The sequence below is a fragment of the Aeromonas sp. CU5 genome (genome assembly GCF_002586745.1).
GTDB lineage: Bacteria > Pseudomonadota > Gammaproteobacteria > Enterobacterales > Aeromonadaceae > Aeromonas > Aeromonas sobria.
The window spans coordinates 772913-792915 of sequence record NZ_CP023817.1 but is presented as its reverse complement, the minus strand read 5'-3'; the positions used below and the strand labels follow the sequence as shown (position 1 = coordinate 792915).

Sequence of the window (20003 nt, the reverse complement as noted above, 5' to 3'; positions counted from 1 at the left end):
ACAGAGCACTGAAGTCTTACCTCAGGATTGGCGCTGGTTGTCGAGCCAGTGCTGGATCAGAAACTCTTCATCCAGTGGCGAGAGATCAAAACGCAGGCTGGCCTCTTCAATGGCGGCGATATCGTGCAGGTGGTGTTCACTGAGCCAGCGCACCGCACGACGCAAATCTTCACCATGGGGGAGCAGCAGATGGTCGCTCATGGGATACCTCCGGTAGACAGCAAGGCGGCCAGCGAAGGTGGCCACCTGTTTCAAGTCTAGTCGGTCAATCCCCATCACCCGCGTCTCTTCACCCTCCCCCATCTATCACTGCGATCAGCGACCGAAAGCGCGCTGCCAATCCTGATCAAACTTCGCCAGCGCCGCATCCACCGCAGGCACATTCAGCAACTGCTCCGCCACATCAAGCGGCAATGTGATGGATTGGCAACCGGCCAGCAGGCAGTCGAGAGCCTGACGGGGAGTGCGGAATGACGCCGCCAGCACCTTGCTGTTCGGTGCGTGCAGCTCAAGCAGCTGTTGCAGCTCCTGCACGGTGGCGATGCCATCGCCCCCCTGAGCGTCTAGCCGGTTAACGTAGGGAGCGACATATTCCGCCCCCGCCACCGCCGCCAGCCAGCCTTGCAGCGGGGTATAGACAGCCGTACCCAGGGTCGGCACGCCGTTGGCGGTCAGGCTCTTGATAGCCGCCAGCCCCTCTGCGCATACCGGGATCTTGATCACCAGATCCGGGTCCAGCTCACGCAGGGCAAATGCCTCGCGCACCATCTCGGTTTCGGTTTTGGCCATCACCTGGGCAAACAAGCGCGCCTTGGGCCCCAGTACGTCGCGCAGGGCGGGCAGCAGCTCGCTCAGCGGCAATCCCCCGGCGGCAGTAATGGAAGGATTGGTGGTGACACCGGCCAACGGCAGGATCCGTGACCAGCGACGCACTGCCGCCACATCGGCGGTATCGAGATATAGCTCCATCTCTAACTCCTTAACGGGATGTTTAATATGTCGCCATTCTAGCGATAAAACATCTGCGAAATACTTGATCGAAATCAAATCAACTTTCGAATGAAAGCAAATAGAATGAAAAAACAAAAGGAGGCGGTATGATTTTCGACCTGCAACGATATTCAACTCACGATGGCCCCGGCATTCGCACCCTGGTGTTTCTCAAGGGGTGCTCGCTAGCTTGCCTGTGGTGTCAAAACCCGGAAAGCCGCGCTCTCAAGCCGGACATACTACTCGACCGGCGCCAATGCATCGAGGGATGCCAGCTCTGCAGCCAGACCTGTCCGGCAATCTTGCGTGACAGCGAAGGCATCCAGCTCACCCGTTCAGCCCTCAAGGCCGAAGATATGGAACGGCTGCGCGGCCTCTGCCCCAGCGAAGCGCTGCAGGTGTGCGGCCGGGATGAAACCCTGGACACCCTGATGGACACCATCTTGCGGGATCGCCCCTTCTTCGAACGGAGCGGCGGTGGCGTCACCCTCTCCGGTGGCGAGCCTTTTATGCAGCCCGACTTTGCCGCGTCCCTGCTGGCCCGCTGCAAAGCCGAAGGGCTGCACACCGCGGTCGAGAGCTGCCTCCATGTGCCCTGGCACCAGATTGAGCCAAGCCTCCCCTCACTGGATCTGGTGCTGGCGGATCTCAAACACGTGGACAAGGAACGTTTCTTCAACTGGACCCGCGGCAAGGTGGAGTTGCCCATCGCGAACCTCAAACGCCTCGTCGAATACGGCGTGCCGATGCAGATCCGGGTGCCGCTCATTCCCGGCTTCAATGCCGACCGCGAATCAATCACCGCCATCACCGACACCGCCGCCAGTCTCGGCACGGTGCAGGAGATCCACTTCCTCCCCTACCACACGCTGGGGATGGGCAAATATGCCCTGCTGGATCTGCCCTATCAGGCGCCGGAGACACCACTCGACGACCCCGATTTACTCAGCTTTGCCCACGCATACGCCCAACGTCAGGGGCTGACCCCTGTGACCAGAGGATAAGATCATGACCCAGCTCGACCTCAATACCCTCAGCCCGCGGATCCGCGCCCACAAAGAGAGCCTGATCCACATCGTTCAGCCACCGGTCTGCACCGAGCGTGCCCGCCACTACACCGAAGCCTATCAAGCTCATCTCGCCCGACCGCTGCCGGTGCGCCGCGCTCTGGCGCTGGCACATCACCTCAAGGAACGCTCCATCTGGATCAAGCACGAGGAGCTGATCGTCGGCAACCAGGCCAGTCAGGTGCGTGCGGCGCCGCTGTTTCCCGAATACACGGTGAGCTGGATTGAGAAGGAGATCGACGAGCTGGCAGACCGCCCCGGTGCCGGTTTTGCGGTCAGCGAAACCGACAAGGAGATCATCCACGCCCTCACCCCCTTCTGGCGCGGCCAGACGGTGCAGGATCGCTGCTTCGGCCTCTTTACCGACGAGCAGAAAGCGCTGCTGGAGAGCGGCATCATCAAGGCCGAGGGCAACATGACCTCGGGAGATGCCCACCTCGCGGTCAACTATGAGGAGCTGCTCACGCTGGGGCTCGATGGCTTCAAGGCCAAGGTGGCCGAGCGGCGCAGTCGGCTGGACCTGGCGGATTGGGCCGACCTGCAGCGCGAGCAGTTCCTGCACGCCGTCGCCATCACCCTGGAGGCGGTCAGCGATCATATCGGGCGCTACGCCATCCTGGCTGGCGAAATGGCCCAGCAGGAATCACGACAAGATCGTCAAGCCGAGCTGCAGACCATTTCGCTCAACTGCGCCCACATCGCCCACCAGCCCCCCGAGACCTTCTGGCAGGCGCTGCAACTCTGCTACTTTATCCAGCTCATTCTGCAGATCGAATCCAACGGCCACTCGGTGTCGTTTGGCCGGATGGATCAGTACCTCTACCCCTGGTATCGCCGCGAAGTAGAGCTGTCGGAATCCCTGCCGCGTGAGCGCGCCATCGAACTGCTGCAAGGGTGCTGGCTCAAGTTGCTGGAGGTGAACAAGATCCGCTCCGGCACCCACTCCAAGGCCTCCGCCGGCAGCCCGCTCTATCAGAACGTCACTATTGGCGGCCAGAACTGGCGGGATGGCAGTGCCCATGACGCGGTCAACGGCCTCTCCTACGCGATTCTGGAGTCCTGCGGCCAGCTGCGATCCACCCAGCCCAACCTCTCGGTGCGCTACCACGCAGGAATGAGCGAGGATTTCCTCGACGCCTGCATTCAGGTGATCCGCTGCGGCTTTGGCATGCCCGCCTTCAACAACGACGAGGTGGTGATCCCCGAATTCATCAAGCTCGGAGTGAGCGTGGAGGATGCCCACCACTACGCCGCCATCGGCTGCATCGAGACCGCCGTGCCCGGCAAGTGGGGCTACCGCTGCACCGGCATGAGCTTTATCAACTTCGCCCGCATCCTGCTGGCCTCCCTCGATGGTGGCCGCGATGCCACCACCGGCAAGGTATTCCTGCCCCAGCCCCAGTCGCTGCGGGAAGGGAGCTTTGGCAACTTTGACGAGGTGATGGCACGCTGGGACGAGCAGGTGCGCTACTTCACCCGCAAATCCATCGAGATCGACTGCGTGGTCGACAGCGTGCTGGAGGCTCAAGCCCATGACATCCTCTGCAGCACTTTGGTAGATGACTGCATCGAGCGCGGCAAAACCATCAAGGAGGGGGGCGCCGTCTATGACTGGGTCTCCGGTCTGCAGGTGGGGATCGCCAACCTCGGCAACAGTCTGGCAGCCCTGAAAAAACTGGTGTTCGAGCAGGGCGTGGTGGATCAGCACGAGCTGGCTGCCGCGCTGGAGCAGGACTTTGCCGGGCTGGCGGGCGAGCAGTTGCGCCAGCGCCTCACCAATGCAGCCCCCAAATATGGTAACGATCTGGACGAGGTAGACCTGCTGCTGGTGCAGGCTTACCAGAGCTACATCGACGAGCTCAAGGGGCTGCACAACACCCGCTTCGGCCGCGGCCCCATCGGCGGTACCTACTACGCCGGTACCTCCTCCATCTCCGCCAACGTACCGTTCGGTGCCGCCACCCTGGCCACCCCGGATGGCCGCCATGCCCGCACGCCGCTGGCGGAAGGGGCCAGTCCTTCCTCGGGCTCGGATCGTCTCGGCCCGACGGCGGTGTTCAACTCCATCGGCAAGCTGCCCACGGCAGCTATCCTCGGCGGGGTGCTGCTCAACCAGAAGCTGAGTCCAGCCAGCCTTGAGAACGAGCGGGACAAAGCCAAGCTGATGAGCCTGCTGCGCACCTTCTTCGAGGTGCACAAGGGGTGGCACGTGCAGTACAACATCGTCTCGCGGGAGACCCTGCTGGCGGCCAAGGCCAATCCGGATCAGTACCGGGATCTGGTGGTGCGGGTGGCGGGCTATTCGGCCTTCTTCACCGCCTTATCCCCGGATGCGCAAGATGATATCATCGCCCGTACCGAGCACAGTCTCTGACGGGGCGCACCCCATGGCGCCTGTGACGTCATATGATTGGCAAGCCACCCTCGGGTGGCTTGCCGCTATCTACCACCTTGCATGCGAGCGCACCATGAATCCACGCCACCAACTGATCCTCACTCTGGTCCATCAGGCTCGCAAGATGAGCGTGAGTGAGCTCTCCCAACACACCGGCGTGTCGGAGGTGACGGTGCGTAACGACCTCACCGCGCTGGAGAAACAGGGACTGCTCAGACGGGTACACGGCTCTGCCATGGCGCTGGAGACCGATGACCCGGATGCCCGGATGAACATCAACTACCTGCTCAAGGAGCGCCTCGCCGAGCGGGCCGCCCAGCTGGTGGAAGATGGCGAGACTGTCTTTATCGAAGGGGGCAGCGCCAACGCCATGCTGGCGCGCCATCTGGCCCTGCACAAACGGGTCACCATCATCACCATCAGCAGCTATATCGCCCATCTGCTCAAAGACACCCCGGCTCAGGTGGTGCTGCTTGGCGGGCTGTTCCAGCATCAGAGTGAAAGCGTGGTGGGGCCTCTGACTCGCCTCTGTATCGAGCAGGTGCACTTCTCCAAGGCCTTTATCGGGGTCGACGGTTTTCACCCAGAGGTGGGTTTTACCGGCCGCGACATGATGCGGGCCGACGTGGTCAACAGCGTGCTGGCCAAGGGAATGACCAATGTGGTGATCACCGACAGCAGCAAATTTGGCGCCATCCACCCGAGCCAGCTTGGCGCGCCGGGCCAGATCAAGGTGCTGGTCACCGACGATGCCCTGCCCGCCCCCATGCGGGCTGCCATCGCGGCCAAGGGGATCACTCTGCACTGCGTTGCCGCCTGATCTCCCCTGACCTTACCACCTGACCCCGCCACCGGCCCCTCAACCAGGAACGTCCAAACGGGTCTTTCTCCTTGACACTCACCACCTGCACAAGGGTATGCTCCCCCTCTTGCCGATCGCGCCGAGCTGTGTAAACCCACCCGCTCGCCGCACTGCTGATGACAGGGATTTCAACCATGCAAACCAAGGACAAGTGTCTGGCCGCGCTGGTCATCCTCTGCTGGGGGCTCAACTTCGTCGCCATCAAGTGGGGGCTGGAGGGCATTCCCCCCCTGCTGCTGGGTGCACTGCGCTTTATCGGCGTGGTATTCCCCGCAATCTTGCTGGTGCCCAAACCCGCCATGCCCTGGCGCTGGCTGCTGGCCTATGGCAGCGCCATCAGTCTGGGCCAGTTCGCATTTCTGTTCAGTGCCATGAAGTTCGGCATGCCGGCAGGCATGGCCTCACTGGTGCTGCAATCCCAGGTGGTGTTCACCCTGCTGTTTGCCATGATCTGGCTGGGGGAGCGCTGGCAACCCCACCACTGGGTGGCGTTGCCCTTGGCGGGGTTCGGCCTCTATCTCATCGCCACTCACGGTGAAGGCAACCTGACCTTGCTCGGGTTTCTCCTGACGCTGTGCGCGGCAGCCTGTTGGGGCCTTGGCAACGTCATCAATCGCCAGATTGGTCTGCGCTATCACACCTCCCTGCCCAGCCTGATCGCCTGGGGTGGGCTGGTGCCGATAGTGCCGTTTTTCGCCCTCTCCTGGCTGTTCGAAGGGCCGGAGCTGATAGCCAGCAGCCTGCTCAACTTCAGCTGGCAGGGATTGCTGTGCGTACTTTATCTCTCGTATGTCGCGACCTGGCTGGGTTACGGCCTGTGGGGACGACTGCTGATGCGCTATCCGGTGGCGCAGGTGGCGCCGCTCTCCCTGCTGATCCCCTGTGTCGGCATGGTGGCGGCCGCCCTGCTGCTCGATGAACATCCGACCGCCTTGCAGTGGCTGGGCTCAGCTCTGGTGCTGCTCGGCTTTGTGGTGCATCTGCTAGGTAGCCGACTGCGCTGGTTCAAACCACAGAGTACGACATGATGAGCGCCTGCCAATTTGCGCTATTTCATTGACCTGACAGGATAAAATTTTCATGATGAGCCAGTCCCCATCGGGACTGACATCACCAGAGCGTGATCTGCAGGAAGCAGACTTTCAGGAGAGCAAGGACATGCCATCGACCATCACCGCCGGGGGGCGCAGCCTCCCCCCTATCATTCGCGCCACCGCCATCACCCTGACCCTGTGCTGGAGCCCGTTTGGCTGGAGTGCCACGCTGCCCGCTGACTTGAAGTGGGAGAGCAACAACACGGATCCTCTCTATGCCGATCCGGCCGCCAAGCGCGGCGGCACCTTTCGCACCTTTATGACCAGCTTCCCCCTGACCTTGCGCAAATATGGCCCCGACTCCAACGGCGGCTTTGCCGGTTACGTGAGAGAGAGCAACCTGCCACTGCTGAGCACCCACCCCGTCACCGGCAACCCCATGCCGATGCTGGCCAACGAGTGGGCTTTCGGCGCCGACCACAAGACCCTCTATTTTCGCATCAATCCCAAGGCGCGCTGGTCAGACGGCCAACCGGTCACTGCTGATGACTGGCTCTTTACCCTCAAAATGATGCGCAGCAAAGAGATAAACGACCCCTGGTACAACAACTACTACAGCACCCAGATAGCCGACATCACCAAGTTTGATGATCACACCCTGGCCATCACCAGCGGCACCGAAAAGAGCCGCCAGGATCTGCTCGAATCACTGCCCATCAGCCCGGAGCCGAGCCACGCCATCAAGCTCACCGCCAACTGGGTCAAGGAGTACAACTGGAAGGTGTTGCCAGTCACCGGTCCCTATCAGATCGATCAGGTGAAAAAGGGTAAATCGGTCACCTTCAAGCGGATTGAAAACTGGTGGGGGGATGACGAGCGCTACTTCCAGCATCGCTTCAATCCTGCGCGGATCGAGATCAAGGTGCTCAGGGATCTGAACATCGCCTGGCAGCACTTCCTGCGCGGCGATCTCGACAGCTTCCCGCTGGTGATGCCCAACTGGTGGCACGACAAGACCAAAACCGCGGAGTTCGAGAAGGGTTATATCGGGCGTATCTGGTTCTACAACCAGACCCCGCAATCGCCAATGGGGCTCTATCTCAACACCGCCGATCCGCTGCTGAATAATCTAGATGTGCGGCTCGGGGTCCAGCATGCCCTCAACCTCGACAAGATGCTCACCACCCTGCTGCGGGGGGACTACCAGCGCCTCAACAGCTACGGCTCCGGTCAGGGGGAGTTTACCAACAGCGAACTCAAGGCTCGTCCGTTTGATCCCAAACTGGCACGGCAATACTTTGCCAAGGCCGGTTTCAACAAGGCGGGGCCACAGGGAATTTTGCAAAACGACAAGGGGCAGTCACTGACCCTCGCCATCACCTACACCACCGCAGAGCATGCCCAGCGGCTCACTTTGCTGCGGGAAGAGGCCAAGAAGGCGGGTCTTAATCTCGAGCTCAATCTGATGGATGCCTCGGCCGGTTTCAAATCGATGCTGGAGAAAAAACATCAGAGCGCCTGGATGGCCTGGAGCGGCGGCCGCTATCCCGCCTATTGGGAGTTCTTCCACAAGGTCAACGCCAACAAGCCCCAGACCAACAACATCATGAACATCGATGACGAGGCCATCACAACCTTGGTGGAGCAGTACGACAAGGAGTTTGACTTTGCCAAAAAGGCGGCCCTGTCGCGGCAGATCCAGCAGCGGCTCTATGAGCTGGCCAGCTTCGTGCCCGCCTATCAGGTGCCCTACACCCGGGAAGGGGCCTGGCGCTGGATCAAACTACCCAAGGTACCTGCAACCCCCAAGAGCGAGTTGCTCTACTGGCCTCTCGGGGGCGACAACAGCGGTTACAGCTATGGCGGCCTGCTGTGGATTGATGAAGAGTTAAAATCCGAGACCAAGGCGGCGATCAAGAGCGGCAAGCGCTTCCCGGCCGATCCCATTATTGACACCACCTATCGCCAGCCTTGAGTGCATCAGCCCATCGACAGAAGGCCTTAAAACAAAAGACCCCGCTAGATAGCGGGGTCTTTGTTGGCAACCGGTGTTGCGAATGCAGCGGTGATCAGGCGCGCTTGGCCTGCTTCTCGGCGATGGCGTCAGCCACGTCGCCCGGCTCCAGTACGATGCCTTCCTGATCCGGGGTCGGGAACACGGCAACACACAGCTCGTCCTGCTCCATACCGTCAACCCAGCGCTCCAGCCACACCTTGAGGGTGATGGACTGCGGCTTGCACTCAGCCCACTCCCCTTCGGCCCACGCCTGGGCGTACTCAGGGTGCGGCCATACCGGGATGCAATCTTCATCGTCGGTGGTCAGCATCATGACGCCATGTTCGTCGGTCAAAACAAACAGCTCTTCATGCTCGACCAGCTTGCTGATGAAGTGCTCGTAACGGTAGTCAGCATTCAGTTGCAGCGCGGCATTGCGCTCGGTGTCACTCAGTTCATAGCTCATTGGCCAAGTCTCTCTCTCGATAAAGGGCGTCATGTTCACATCTTGTCGGCAGCTTGTCCAGCTTGCACCCACGCCAGGATGGCGGGATCGCACTACGAATATGCGCGAGTAATGCACTCACTTTGCGCGGCTGCCGCCCATAAGGATAGAGCAATCCCACATGCCAAGGCGCGGCCTGCCACCCGGGCAAGCAAGACACCAGGCTGTCCGGATGAGCCTGGTTCAACGCCCGGACACGAATATCTGGCACAATGCCGATACCGCGTCCACGGCACATGGCGCTCATCCTCATGCCGACATCATCAAACAGCAAACGGGCAGAGGTTGGCTGGCACAGATACTCTCCTTGCTGCCGATGCCGTAGTAGCACCCCCTCGCTGACACACAGCTCCCCACCGATCCAGTCATGGGTGATCAGATCTCCGGGATGCAGCAACGGCGGTTGCTGTGCCAGATATTCGGGACTGGCATAGAGTGACGCAGGCAGTTGCACCAACGACTCATATCGCAGGTCACTTTCGGGATCGGCACCAAACCAGCACCAGATAGCACCCTGGCTGGCACCATTGACGGGAAGCTTATCCTCGGTTTTGAGGGTGATCCGCGCCCCCGGGTAGCGATCCAGAAATGACTCCAGCGCGGCCACAAACCATGGCTCGGCACAGACGGGATGACAGCGCACCTGCAGCTCCCCGCTCACCTCTTCCCGCAGATCCTCTATCACCTGCAATCCTTGCTGCGAGAGTCGCAACATTTGCCGGGCATAGGATTCAAATAACCGACCGGCTTCGGTTAACTGCAGCCGATTGCTTTGACGACGTAATAACGGCTGGCCAACCCGCCGCTCCAGTTGGGTAAGGCGCCGACTCATGGTCGATTTCGGCATGCCAAGGGTATCGGCGGCAGCCGTCAGCCCACCGCTATCGACCACGGCACAAAATATTTTTATCTCGATCAGATCCAGCATTCAGATACCGTGCTCAATCTGCAGATGGGGCAAGCTGGTGACTCAACGCCTGCTGGTTTTGCGCCAGCCAGACCTCGATCGATTGCCCCCCCATCCGTAGCAAGGGATCTGGTTGCCACATCCGACGCGCCTCCCCCTTGGCGGGACGGCTGGTCAACACCAGATCGGCATCCTGTTCAGCCACCAGTGGCAAACCGAGCGCCAGCGCCAATGGCATCAAACGCTCATCAGCCACCGCCAGACTGGCCACATTGTGTTCGAGCAACAGGTTATCGATGGCCATGGCACTGCCCTGCACCGCCCGCAGCAGTCGCTGGCGGTTGCGTTCAATCTGCGCGCTCTGGGCTGGCCACACCCGCGCCAGATCCCGCGCGGCCACATTGCCCATCAGGGTCAGGTTGCCAAAATCGAGCCAGAAGTAATCTCCCTCCCCGTCCGGTCGCAGGGTCACTTTGGCACCTGCTGGCGCCAACTCCTGGGCCACATCGATCGGTACAATGCGGATCTGACGCTGGCGCAACAGGGGATAAATCGCCAGCTCGGGTTGCAATGACTCCATGGTCAGCAGGGCATCCGCCTGTCCCAGGGTGGCCACATCCACCTTGTTCAGCCAGCCGGGTATCCGGTTAAGGGGCAATCTGGCGGGTGGCAGGTAACGTGCTTCGATGCCGGTATCGGCCAACAGTGACAGGTTGATCCCGTGCAGCACGGGTATGGCACTGACCACAGTCGGCGCGGCCCAGAGCGGTAACGCCAACACGCCAAGCAGCAGAGGGATAAGAAACTTCATTCAATGGTTCTCCAGCGACGATAGCCGAGGGCAAGCACAAAAAAGAGTGAGGCAAACATCACGATGGCCGCCCCGGAAGGGAGTGGCAGGGCGCCAGCCATCGGTATCAAAATGCCCAATAAACAGCTGAGGGTAGAAAACAGCACCGATAGCCAGAAAAACTGGGCACCACTGCGGCTCACCAGTCGGGCTGCGGTCGCGGGGATAAGCAGCAGCGCCCCCACCAGAATGGCGCCAATTACCTTGACCGAGGCAACCGTCATCAACGCAATCAACAGTACAAACAGATAGTCATACAGACGCACCGACACCCCGCGACTGCGGGCCAGTTCAGGGGCCAGACTTGCCAGCAGGGCGGTATTGGTGCCTCGCAACAACATCAGCAGTGCCGGGATGGCAATGACCAGCAACACCAGCAGATCGAGATCCTTGACCGTCAGAATCGAGCCAAACAGCACGTTCTCCAGAATGTGTACGTTGACCCGTTTAGCCACATAGAGCAGCAAGGCCGCCCCCAGGGCGATGGCAAACGAGAGAAACACCCCCACCAAAGCATCATAGGGGATCTGGGTGCGGCTCTTGACCCAGTGCAACAGCAAGGCAAACAGGGTGCAAAAACAAAACAGCGCCACCAGCGGCGCCGTGGCGGGCTCCCCCAGCAAGATCCCTAACGCGACCCCAGTCAGGGCGCCATGTCCGACCGCTTCGGAGAAAAACGCCAGTCGTTTGACCACCACCAAGGGGCCCAGCGCCCCGAGCAAGGGTCCCATCAACAAGGCCGCCACCAGGGCATTGGTCAGAAAGGCATACTGGAACATCTCGGGCAAATAGCCGCTTTCAAAGAGGGAAAATACCCATTGACGCAAACCCTCCATCACGCGACCTCCTGCGGGGAGTGAGCAAATATCTCATCCGACGTGCCGACCGCAACCAGACCACCATCGATGAGCCACACCCGATCGGCATAGCGCCTCACCCAGGCCATATCATGGTGAACCACCAGCATGGTGACCCCCTGTTCACGCAGTTGTAGCAGCAAGCGGTTAACCATCGCTTGTCCTTCTTGATCGAGCCCGGTCATGGGTTCATCCAGACACCAGAGTTGGCTCTGCTGATCCAGCCCCTGCGCCAACAGCAACCGCTGGCGTTCACCCCCAGAGAGTTGACCGAGGCGCAAGTGCCCCTTGCCGCTGAGCCCGACGTGCGCCAACAGGCATTCGATCCGGCTTTTTGCCGCTGTGCTCATCGGCAACCAGAGCGGACGGCGAGAGAAGGTGGCGAGCAGAAATTCGTTGATGGTAATGGGCAGGGATGGCTCAAACTGGCTCTGCTGAGGCACGTAGGCCACCGGCCCCGGCGCCCCCGGCCACTCTCTGAATACCTCGCCGAGATGAGGTCTCAGGCCGAGCACGCTCTTGAGCAAAGAGGATTTTCCCGCCCCATTGGGACCGACGATGGCATGCAGTTTTCCCGCCGCGAAGGTGCCATCGATCGGCTTGAGAATAGATACCCGATTGAGTGACAAGGCCAGCCCTTGCAAGATGATTGAGGGCCCCATCAGCTCGCCTGCGCCGCCAGTGACAGCGCCTTGACCAGGGTCTTGAGGTTGTGCTCCATCTCCCGGCTCACCAGGGCCGGGTCATAGTCACCAAAGGTCATGTGGGAGAAGTGGTAAATCCGGATCCCGGTGGCGTCCTGGATCAGTTCTACGTAGCGGTTATCCATATCGAGTTCGGTAAACAGCACCTGAATATTGGCCGCTTTGATCCGCGCTATGGTCTGTTGTAACTGGGTTGCATTCGGCTCAACCCCATGGGCAGGTTCAATGACGGTGTCGATGCCGATGCCAAACTCTTGCAGCAGGTAGCCGTAGGCATTATGGGTACTGGCAATACGCACACTGGCCAGATCCAGCGCCAGCAACTCGGCCCGGTAACGATTCTTGATGGCACGCAAACTGCGGGCATAGGTCAGGGCATTTTGCTGAAAGTAATCCCGATTTTCCGGGTCGAGCCGTCCCAATTCGCGGGCAATGGTATAGACCTGACGCACCGCCGCATCAATGGAGACAAAGGTATGGGGGTTGTAACTCCCTTTGCCGGTGGCGAGCAGCGGCAAATCGGCATTGGCATAAATGCGGGTCAGGTTGGGCAACGCCAGACCATCCAGGGCATGCACCGCAAACTCATCATGGCCGATACCATTGAGTACCAGCGCATCCATGGTGGCCAGTCGCTTGAGGTCGCTCGGTTGCAGCTCATAACTGTGGGGATTGAAGCCACTCTCGATAAGCGGAATGACCTTGGCCCGATCACCGACAATATGGTGCACATAACTGTAATAAGGGTGCAGGGTGATCCCCACGGTCAGCGGTTTGCTCCACACCGTAAGGCTGGTCAGCAGCAAGGTCAGGCTCAGAAAGAAACGCATCATGGTGTCATCGAAATCCAGTGGATAGGTGTAGTGCAATCAGGGGTACCGGATACCCCCTCGCCAGCCATAAAAATGGCGTTGGCAGGCAGCGACAATAGCCAGCGCCCATCAGCATGACCAGGGAGAGGCCCCAGCCAGCAGCCATTGGCGAGCTCCTGCCAACCACCCTCGTGAAAAGGCGGGATCTGTGCTTGCGCCATGGCGGCCAGCGCAGGCCAGCGCCCGTCACTGGCCATAAAGCGGGCTTCATCAAAGGCGATGGTGAGCTCGGTGAGTTGCTGGCGCGCGGACGGGGTCAGCTGCAGAGTCTGCACCACTGGCGTGGCAGGCTCCTGGCGCAGCCAGATCCCCACCACGCCACACAACAAGAGGGCGATGGTGAAGATCGCCACCCAGCGGTTCTCGTTACGACCATCATCCGGCGCCACCCGCTCCCGGTAACCGGTCATGTCAGAGCAACTCGGCATAATCAAATTCAGCTGGATCTTCATGTCCGGCATCGAAGCGGATGTAAAACTCCCCTTTCGGCTCGGTGAAACGTGCTTGGGAGTGACCATTGGCCTTGACGGTAGCCAGTACTTCATCGTCATAGCTATACATGACGACCTCGGCACCGGTCGCGAACGTGCCATCGCTATAGCCCACCTTGCAGACCAGCTCAGCCCCCTCACGACCACAATCCATCACCGGATAGTGGGCTTGGGCGGCCAGCGGCGTCAGTAACGTCAAAGCGATCGCCAACTTGCTAAGCAGGGTCATTGCGGCAGCACCTCGAAGGTCAGCAGGTAGTTGATCTCCACCTTGTCAGCCAGTGGCGAACGGCTGACCTGCTCAATGTTGGCAGACAGCAGGTGTGGGCCCCGCTGGGCAGGGGTGAATGCCACCACACCATCCTGATCGCTCACCAGACCCTGCTGCTGGCGCCCATCACGCCACTGAGTGCCATGCCCCACTACTTCTACTTTGCGCTCAGCCAGCGGTTGACCATCGAAAGTCAGGCGGAAACGGGCGGCCTCACCCACCACCACATCGCTGGGATGGGTCAATGGTTGCAGCTCGAGCCCCTGGCCGCTGCTTTTGAGCACGGTATCGCTTGGCGTGTTGCGGGTGACATAGAAGGCGCTGATGTTTTGCATGGCATAGGTGGTCACCCCCTGCGCCTTGGTTGGCACCTGAGCGGCAGCCTCCTGCTTGTTGGCCATGATCCGCCGTTCAGTATTGCGCTTGCCAATGGTGTAGGTAGTGACATAACGAGGCGGATTACGCAGCTCGACCTTGTAGGTGCCCACCTCGCTCAATGCCAGATCAAACACACTGCGGCGTTGCCCTTTGTAATAGGGGCCGATCCTGGCGGGGTTGCCTGCGGGATCATAGACAGTGACATTGTCCAGCCCTATCGGCTTGTCAAAACTGAATACCCCGTGGGACGCCGTGCCATCCACTGTCACCCAATGGGCGGTATCACTCGACACATTGAACTCACTTGGCAGCATCCAGACCGGATGCGCGGAAGCGGAGGTGGCAACCAGGGCCAGCAGGCCCCAGCCAAAGGAACGGTTAATCATGATTTAACTCCGGTGTGGATGGTGATCGCGCCCAGTTCAGCGACGGGTTCGAGGTGGTAACTGGTTGTTTGTCCAAGTTCTATCGCCTGGCTGACCAAAGATCGGCTGCCATGCTCGCGAGCGGCTTCGATATGCAGGGTGTAACGCCCCGGCGGCAGGGCATTGCCCTGCTGGTCACGGCCATCCCACTGCAATTGGTAAACCCCGGGTTTACGGGTCGCTCCGGAGACACCATCCGGCTGGCCATTCTCATAGCGGCCACTCTTGCGCCACCAGCGCCGCATATCCTTGAGCCAGTCCGCCTCTTTGCGCCAGACGGCGAGCGTGGCCACCGCCTGTTGCTGGGGATTTTCTACCCAGACAGCTACATAAGGGCGGTATTGACTACCTTCATGACGCGGTAATTCCAGTGACAAGGTCACCTCAGCGGCAGCTGGCACACTCACCAGCACGAGTGCCAGCGTGGTGGATTTGAACATCCAGGACTCCGTTTAGTAGTAGAGGATAATGAGGTAGAACATGCCCATCAGGGTCGTGCCCGCCAGACTGAGACCAAACAGGCCAATCCGACGCTTGCGCTGGGACAACACCAACCAGAAACCGCTCAAGGTAAACAGCAACATGACCAACGCTGACAGGTCGATGAACCATCGCCATAGCTCGCCACTGTAGCGCCCCATATGAAGATCGTTGAGCTGGGCCAGCCAACCCGCTGGCTGAGTCTCGATCCTCACTTCTGCCAGCGCGGGTTCAATTTCTACCAGGCTGTAGCCACCGGGGCGCTTGATGTCGAGGGTGAGCAGCTGCTCATCGGCATTCCACTCCATGACCGCTTCCCCACCCGCCAGCACATCTTGCTGACGGAGCCAGTGCAGCAGCTGCGCCCCCGCCAACAGAGGGTCCTGTTGCCATAACCCGGTTTCCACCCACTGGGCGGGCAATACCAATCGTTGATGTACCAAAGGGGACGCTGCGGGTAGCCACTGACGATTGTTCAGCGTCAATCCGGTCACAGTGAAAAAGAGCATGATCACCAGCATCAGCATGGAGCTGTATGTATGCAGAGGGCGAACCCAGCGAGGCACATGATAGGGACGGGCAGACTTGCTCGACATGGTAAAGAAAAGCTCCCGCAGGTAGTCATCATAAACCGCGGCAAAGTATTGCAAATGCAAATCATTGTCAATACCGTTTAATTCATTGAGTTGACAATAAAAGCTTTTGCTATGGCGGGCCTCTCTTCGCCCTTATCTGCAGAAAAAACAGTAACTAACTGATTTAACTTAAATTAAGTCTCGATTAATTAATTGCATCCCAGACGAGAACCAACCTCACCCCGCCAGTTCCATTTTTTGGAACAACAGGTTCCATAAACATGACTCTCTGCTCGACCCGAGTTTGCATAGAATGCTGCCGCCACAGGGTGATAATGATTATCAATAGCAGGATTGACTCGTCAGCCGCATTCCAATAACAACAGGAGAGTTCACATGCCCATACCTCAACCATCCCGACTTGGTTACGCCATTGCGATGGCTCTGCTGCCTGCCGGCGCAGTCTCGGCCCAGGCAGTCAATGAAACCATGGTGATCACGGCATCCGGATTTGAGCAGAAGGTAACCGATGCGCCCGCCAGCATCACTGTTATCACTCGCGAAGATCTGGAACAAAAACGCGTGGCGAGCATCGCTGATGCACTCAGCGATGTGGAAGGAGTGGATGTGGGAGGCAGCGTCGGCAAGACGGGTGGCCTGAATATCAGCATGCGGGGTATGCCCAGCGACTACACCCTGATCCTGATCGATGGTCGCCGTCAGAACAATGTGGGGAACGTGACCCCCAACGGCTTCGGTGAAACCGCCAACAGCTTTATGCCGCCAGTCGCGGCGATTGAGCGTATCGAAGTGATCCGTGGCCCCATGTCCACCCTCTATGGTTCAGATGCAATGGGTGGGGTCGTCAACATTATTACCCGCAAACCGGCCAAAGAGTGGATGGGCGCCCTTACCCTGGAAAATACCCAACAGCAGCACCGGGAATTTGGCAACAGTGCAGCGGTCAGTTTCTATACCAGCGGCGCCCTGATCGAAGACAAATTGGGGCTGACCCTGCGCGGCAGTGTATTTGACCGTAGTGCCTCTGATATTCGCTATCAGGACGCCAATGGCCTGGAAAAAACACCGATCATGGGGGCAAACCCCGTAAAATCTGACATTCAGAATTTGGGCGGAAGAGTGACGTTCACCCCCACCAGCAATCAAGATATCTGGCTGGATATTGATCGTGGCAATCAGGAATATGACAACAGCGAGGGCCAGCTTGGCACCCTGGATACACCGACCAAGATCGGCGGTTATGAGAAACAACAACGCTACACCCGCGATCAATATGTGCTGGCCCACGATGGCCGTTTCAGTTTTGGTAACCTCTCCAGCAGCATTACCCGCAGTGAAACCGATACCGCAGGACGGACCCTGCCCAAAGGTGTTCCGGGAAAAACGGCAGGAGCTCCCCGTACCCTTGAGCTGGAAAACACCATAGTCGACAGCAAGCTAGTCACAGTGCTGGGTGACAATACCCTCTCGGTCGGCGGCCAGTGGTGGAAAGCTGAGATGATCGACGGGGTTGCTACAGCACCGTTCGAGCATAAGCAACTGGCACTGTTTGCTGAAGATGAGTGGCGCTTCCTGGCTGATTGGGCGCTCACCCTTGGTGCTCGTTATGATGACCACAGTGTGTTTGGTAGCCAGCTCAGTCCACGTGGTTATCTGGTGTGGAATGCCAGCAGCAACTGGACCTTCAAGGGGGGTGTCAGCCAGGGTTACAAGACCCCTCGCCTGGATCAACTGACCAGCGGCATCGTCGGATTCGGCCGCCAAGGGGCCCTGCCGCTCATCGGCACCCCCAGCCTGACACCCGAGACCACCACCAGTTCTGAGCTGGCAGCCTACTATCAGGCCGATAATGGCTTTAACGCCAACCTCACCCTGTTCCAGAATAACTTCAACGACAAGATTGCCAGCGGCACGCCGGTAGCTAACTGCCACTACAGCAAGGCGCCCAATCAGCCGGGCTGTGTCGATATAGGAACCAGCTGGAACGATATCAAAGAGTTTGGTCAGACAGTCAATATCGACGAGGCCATTACCCGGGGGGTCGAGGTAGGATCTTACATTCCGCTGGCAGAGTATTGGGATCTCAAAGCCAACTACACCTTCACCGATAGCGAGCAAAAATCGGGCTCGCAAGCGGGCCAGCCGCTGACCGATACCCCCAAACACATGGTCAACATGAAGCTGAACTGGCAGACCACTGCCCAGCTGAATACCTGGCTGCAGGGTGAGTATCGCAGCAAGCGTTGGCGCGGGGTCGGTGCCGAGCAAGAGGCGTTTGGTGATTACAACGCATTTACCCTGTTCCACCTGGGCGCGTCATACCGGATCAGCGAAAATGTCACCGTCAATGGCACCATCTACAACTTGCTGGATGAAGACTTTTTGCAGTATCACGCCTATAACGACGCTGGCAAAACCGCGTATGCCAACGAATACAACAATAATCAGGAAGGCCGCCGCTTCTGGATCTCGACCAATATCACCTTCTGATCCTCTGATCTGTACTTAACAAAGATGGCCCGTCACGGGCCATCTTTCTCGACATTAGCGGACGTCATCAGGTCATGGTGACACTCGTCTCCCGACCCCATCGCCTCAATTCTCCTGCATCATTGGCTACGATTGCCAACAACAGTCCCACCATCCTTGCCATCAGGCAATTGAGGGCGAGCAAAGCGTGATATCGGTTTGTTCACTGAGCTTCTGGCGCAACCAGTAAGCCGATTCAACCTCGACAAAACAGAGTAGATCACCGCCGTTGGCCGCCATCGCCATCAGCTGTTCAAAACGCAGTTGCTGCTGTTGCTCCCACGCGGCAGCGAGTTTAGCCCCATGGGCCTCATCGACTACCTCACGGCGCAGCTCGAACAGGTTATCGGTGATCGGACTGTTGATCTTGGCCGCGCTGTACCAATACATCAGCAGGTTGTCCATCATCTCGGTGTCGTAGTTGGCCAGCGCATCCAGCTCGGGTGTATCACCGCTGTCACTAGCGGCAAAATCACACCAGCCGGAATTGAGTAACGCCAGCTCATGCGCCACCGCCCCTTTGACATGCTTGCGTAGCACCGCGATATCGGCTCCCTTGCGCGCAGGCAACCACACCTCACCCTGATGAGCATCCAGCAGTGACGTCAATAAAGACGTGGGGTAAACCGGAAAGCGGGGACCAAGTGAATGCAGCAGGGATACCAGAGTGATCTTGACCATGAGCGATACCTTGAACTAAGCGCACAGCCGCCAACGGGCCGCACTATGTAAAAAAGTGCCTTATCCTATCACGTTTACAGTGGTTAGACCCTTGGTGAAGCCAGTTGGCCAAGCATTTGATTCCGCCGAAAAAAACAGCATTTGAAACGCACCATCCAGCCAAAGATCAATAATTTGAACCAGCGCCCACTAAAGTGGATTCGGGGATGCTAGTTTGCATACATCTTTAGCGTAAGGAGTGAATCCATGATTGGGATCGACCAGGTTTCTAACGAATTTGTCAACGATTTGAAAATACTGGCATGCTTTGATCCGGCCAACATGAGTTTGGGGATTAAATTACGCAGCGATATGTCTGACGACCTGTGCAAGGCAGCTGCCCGTCTGCATCAGCAGGGGCTCATCAGCGCAGTAGATGGCGGCTATCTCACCCCGTTCGGCATGACCATGGTGGAACACCTGCAGCACCTGCTGGTCGCACTCAAGCCCCTTTAATCGGCTGTGGTGCCCAGAGCGAAAAGTTAAGTAGCTCCCAACGCTCGCCTTGATGAAGATGGCAAGCAAACAGCAAAGGACCTTCGGGTCCTTTCACTTTGCCATCCACCAGCCACTCCCTCTCTCTTTTTGGTACCAGTCGCGCCTTTATTTCTTCGGGCTGTAACGCTTGCCCAAGACGGACCTGCACAAATTGCTGACAAACCAACTGTGCATCCAACGTAGATTGAGCCGGTACCGGCGTATCGGAGATCGGGGTAAGAAGGGAGATAAGCAGCAACGATAGCGACATGATGAAAGAGTTTATGAATCAGTGCAGGGGCCAGATAAACAAAAAGCCGTGGCACCAGAGGTACCACGGCTTTCTTAAATTCTGTAAGAATTACAGAGCAGTTACGTTCTCAGCCTGCGGGCCTTTCTGACCAGTGGTCACGGAGAACTGTACGCGCTGACCTTCAGCCAGGGTGCGGAAGCCGGCACCTTGAATTGCGCTGAAGTGAACGAAAACGTCCGGGCCGTTTTCTTGCTGGATGAAGCCAAAACCTTTGGTTTCGTTGAAAAACTTAACGGTACCGGTGATCATGTTAGACATATCTTTAAACCTGTATTCAAAATAAT

General features: G+C 58.6%; 23 protein-coding genes. 7 read left to right on the top strand and 16 right to left on the bottom strand.

Features of this window, described 5'->3' with window-relative positions:
• Nucleotides 1-21: 21 nt before the first annotated feature.
• Nucleotides 22-201, bottom strand: a complete 180-nt coding sequence (locus tag CK911_RS03670; protein WP_042021305.1) for a hypothetical protein — start codon at nucleotides 199-201, stop codon at nucleotides 22-24.
• A gap of 114 nt (nucleotides 202-315) precedes the next feature.
• Nucleotides 316-969 carry a fructose-6-phosphate aldolase gene (gene fsa / locus CK911_RS03665; protein ID WP_068977251.1) on the bottom strand — a complete coding sequence of 218 codons (654 nt, stop codon included), beginning with the start codon at nucleotides 967-969 and terminating at the stop codon, nucleotides 316-318.
• 128 nt (nucleotides 970-1097) lie between these two features.
• Between fsa and CK911_RS03660 the strand changes: the two genes are divergently transcribed.
• From CK911_RS03660 to CK911_RS03640, 5 genes are all read left to right on the top strand, one after another.
• Nucleotides 1098-1994 (top strand): glycyl-radical enzyme activating protein, encoded by an 897-nt coding sequence (locus CK911_RS03660; protein ID WP_098969026.1) that lies wholly within the window; start codon nucleotides 1098-1100, stop codon nucleotides 1992-1994.
• A gap of 4 nt (nucleotides 1995-1998) precedes the next feature.
• Complete coding sequence (locus CK911_RS03655; protein ID WP_098969025.1) at nucleotides 1999-4431, top strand: formate C-acetyltransferase/glycerol dehydratase family glycyl radical enzyme; 2433 nt, start codon at nucleotides 1999-2001, stop codon at nucleotides 4429-4431.
• Between the two features lie 94 nt (nucleotides 4432-4525).
• On the top strand, nucleotides 4526-5272 hold the full coding sequence (locus tag CK911_RS03650) for a DNA-binding transcriptional regulator YciT (RefSeq protein ID WP_098969024.1): 747 nt from the start codon (nucleotides 4526-4528) through the stop codon (nucleotides 5270-5272).
• A gap of 176 nt (nucleotides 5273-5448) precedes the next feature.
• Nucleotides 5449-6342 carry an EamA family transporter gene (locus CK911_RS03645; protein WP_098969023.1) on the top strand — a complete coding sequence of 298 codons (894 nt, stop codon included), beginning with the start codon at nucleotides 5449-5451 and terminating at the stop codon, nucleotides 6340-6342.
• 130 nt (nucleotides 6343-6472) lie between these two features.
• Entirely contained in the window at nucleotides 6473-8323 is a 1851-nt protein-coding gene (locus CK911_RS03640) for an extracellular solute-binding protein (protein WP_098972429.1), read from the top strand.
• 94 nt (nucleotides 8324-8417) lie between these two features.
• Here CK911_RS03640 and CK911_RS03635 read toward each other — a convergent pair whose 3' ends face one another.
• Genes CK911_RS03635 through CK911_RS03585 form a run of 11 tightly spaced genes read right to left on the bottom strand, consistent with a single transcriptional unit; the run spans nucleotide 8418 to nucleotide 15734 of the window.
• Nucleotides 8418-8810, bottom strand: a complete 393-nt coding sequence (locus CK911_RS03635) for a DUF2750 domain-containing protein (protein WP_042021294.1) — start codon at nucleotides 8808-8810, stop codon at nucleotides 8418-8420.
• Nucleotides 8800-9777: a LysR family transcriptional regulator gene (locus CK911_RS03630; RefSeq protein ID WP_098969022.1), complete on the bottom strand. Its 978-nt coding sequence runs from the start codon at nucleotides 9775-9777 to the stop codon at nucleotides 8800-8802. The genes CK911_RS03635 and CK911_RS03630 overlap by 11 nt, the downstream gene beginning before the upstream one ends.
• 13 nt (nucleotides 9778-9790) lie before the next feature.
• Nucleotides 9791-10567: a hypothetical protein gene (locus CK911_RS03625; protein WP_098969021.1), complete on the bottom strand. Its 777-nt coding sequence runs from the start codon at nucleotides 10565-10567 to the stop codon at nucleotides 9791-9793.
• On the bottom strand, nucleotides 10564-11442 hold the full coding sequence (locus CK911_RS03620; protein WP_098969020.1) for a metal ABC transporter permease: 879 nt from the start codon (nucleotides 11440-11442) through the stop codon (nucleotides 10564-10566). Before CK911_RS03620 ends, CK911_RS03625 begins: the two co-directional genes overlap by 4 nt.
• A complete protein-coding gene (locus CK911_RS03615) occupies nucleotides 11442-12125 on the bottom strand; it encodes a metal ABC transporter ATP-binding protein (protein ID WP_098969019.1) in 684 nt (227 codons plus the stop codon). The genes CK911_RS03620 and CK911_RS03615 overlap by 1 nt, the downstream gene beginning before the upstream one ends.
• Nucleotides 12125-13000, bottom strand: a complete 876-nt coding sequence (locus CK911_RS03610) for a zinc ABC transporter substrate-binding protein (RefSeq protein WP_098969018.1) — start codon at nucleotides 12998-13000, stop codon at nucleotides 12125-12127. The genes CK911_RS03615 and CK911_RS03610 overlap by 1 nt, the downstream gene beginning before the upstream one ends.
• Nucleotides 12997-13467, bottom strand: a complete 471-nt coding sequence (locus CK911_RS03605) for a hypothetical protein (protein WP_157774524.1) — start codon at nucleotides 13465-13467, stop codon at nucleotides 12997-12999. Before CK911_RS03605 ends, CK911_RS03610 begins: the two co-directional genes overlap by 4 nt.
• On the bottom strand, nucleotides 13451-13759 hold the full coding sequence (locus CK911_RS03600; protein WP_098969016.1) for a hypothetical protein: 309 nt from the start codon (nucleotides 13757-13759) through the stop codon (nucleotides 13451-13453). Before CK911_RS03600 ends, CK911_RS03605 begins: the two co-directional genes overlap by 17 nt.
• Nucleotides 13756-14565, bottom strand: coding sequence for a DUF4198 domain-containing protein (locus CK911_RS03595; protein ID WP_098969015.1), 810 nt, complete (start codon nucleotides 14563-14565; stop codon nucleotides 13756-13758). The genes CK911_RS03600 and CK911_RS03595 overlap by 4 nt, the downstream gene beginning before the upstream one ends.
• Nucleotides 14562-15044: a DUF2271 domain-containing protein gene (locus CK911_RS03590; RefSeq protein ID WP_042021281.1), complete on the bottom strand. Its 483-nt coding sequence runs from the start codon at nucleotides 15042-15044 to the stop codon at nucleotides 14562-14564. The genes CK911_RS03595 and CK911_RS03590 overlap by 4 nt, the downstream gene beginning before the upstream one ends.
• A gap of 12 nt (nucleotides 15045-15056) precedes the next feature.
• Nucleotides 15057-15734: a PepSY-associated TM helix domain-containing protein gene (locus CK911_RS03585; protein ID WP_068977264.1), complete on the bottom strand. Its 678-nt coding sequence runs from the start codon at nucleotides 15732-15734 to the stop codon at nucleotides 15057-15059.
• Between the two features lie 321 nt (nucleotides 15735-16055).
• Between CK911_RS03585 and CK911_RS03580 the strand changes: the two genes are divergently transcribed.
• On the top strand, nucleotides 16056-18170 hold the full coding sequence (locus tag CK911_RS03580; protein ID WP_098969014.1) for a TonB-dependent receptor: 2115 nt from the start codon (nucleotides 16056-16058) through the stop codon (nucleotides 18168-18170).
• A gap of 162 nt (nucleotides 18171-18332) precedes the next feature.
• Here CK911_RS03580 and CK911_RS03575 read toward each other — a convergent pair whose 3' ends face one another.
• Nucleotides 18333-18890 carry a hypothetical protein gene (locus tag CK911_RS03575; RefSeq protein ID WP_098969013.1) on the bottom strand — a complete coding sequence of 186 codons (558 nt, stop codon included), beginning with the start codon at nucleotides 18888-18890 and terminating at the stop codon, nucleotides 18333-18335.
• Nucleotides 18891-19136: 246 nt separating this feature from the next.
• Between CK911_RS03575 and CK911_RS03570 the strand changes: the two genes are divergently transcribed.
• Complete coding sequence (locus tag CK911_RS03570; RefSeq protein WP_098969012.1) at nucleotides 19137-19385, top strand: TIGR02647 family protein; 249 nt, start codon at nucleotides 19137-19139, stop codon at nucleotides 19383-19385.
• On the opposite strand, the gene CK911_RS21475 is transcribed toward CK911_RS03570, so the two are convergent.
• Together CK911_RS21475 and CK911_RS03560 are read right to left on the bottom strand one after the other, a co-directional pair.
• On the bottom strand, nucleotides 19372-19677 hold the full coding sequence (locus CK911_RS21475; RefSeq protein WP_098969011.1) for a hypothetical protein: 306 nt from the start codon (nucleotides 19675-19677) through the stop codon (nucleotides 19372-19374). The genes CK911_RS03570 and CK911_RS21475 overlap by 14 nt on opposite strands.
• 90 nt (nucleotides 19678-19767) lie before the next feature.
• Nucleotides 19768-19977, bottom strand: coding sequence for a cold-shock protein (locus CK911_RS03560; protein ID WP_082186781.1), 210 nt, complete (start codon nucleotides 19975-19977; stop codon nucleotides 19768-19770).
• Nucleotides 19978-20003 lie beyond the last annotated feature (26 nt).